The organism is Pseudomonas sp. YQ_5, assembly GCF_043103305.1.
Taxonomy (GTDB): Bacteria; Pseudomonadota; Gammaproteobacteria; order Pseudomonadales; family Pseudomonadaceae; genus Aquipseudomonas; species Aquipseudomonas putida_Y.
Genome location: NZ_JBICJS010000085.1, coordinates 1 through 827 on the forward strand (window position 1 = coordinate 1; position 827 = coordinate 827).

Genomic DNA, 827 nt, shown 5'->3' on the forward strand with positions numbered 1-827 from the left:
GGGTGATAGCCCCGTACACGAAAATCTCTTATCAATGAAATCGAGTAGGACGGAGCACGAGAAACTTTGTCTGAATATGGGGGGACCATCCTCCAAGGCTAAATACTACTGACTGACCGATAGTGAACCAGTACCGTGAGGGAAAGGCGAAAAGAACCCCGGAGAGGGGAGTGAAATAGAACCTGAAACCGTATGCGTACAAGCAGTGGGAGCCTACTTTGTTAGGTGACTGCGTACCTTTTGTATAATGGGTCAGCGACTTATATTCAGTGGCGAGCTTAACCGAATAGGGGAGGCGTAGCGAAAGCGAGTCTTAATAGGGCGTTTAGTCGCTGGGTATAGACCCGAAACCGGGCGATCTATCCATGGGCAGGTTGAAGGTTAGGTAACACTGACTGGAGGACCGAACCGACTACCGTTGAAAAGTTAGCGGATGACCTGTGGATCGGAGTGAAAGGCTAATCAAGCTCGGAGATAGCTGGTTCTCCTCGAAAGCTATTTAGGTAGCGCCTCATGTATCACTGTAGGGGGTAGAGCACTGTTTCGGCTAGGGGGTCATCCCGACTTACCAAACCGATGCAAACTCCGAATACCTACAAGTGCCGAGCATGGGAGACACACGGCGGGTGCTAACGTCCGTCGTGAAAAGGGAAACAACCCAGACCGTCAGCTAAGGTCCCAAAGTCATGGTTAAGTGGGAAACGATGTGGGAAGGCTTAGACAGCTAGGAGGTTGGCTTAGAAGCAGCCACCCTTTAAAGAAAGCGTAATAGCTCACTAGTCGAGTCGGCCTGCGCGGAAGATGTAACGGGGCTCAAACCATGCACC

1 rRNA gene is annotated in these 827 nt (G+C 51.1%); it reads left to right on the plus strand.

Annotation, left to right across the window (positions count from 1 at the left end):
* A 23S ribosomal RNA gene (locus ACF8EA_RS19735) occupies nt 1–827 on the plus strand; the annotation flags it as partial.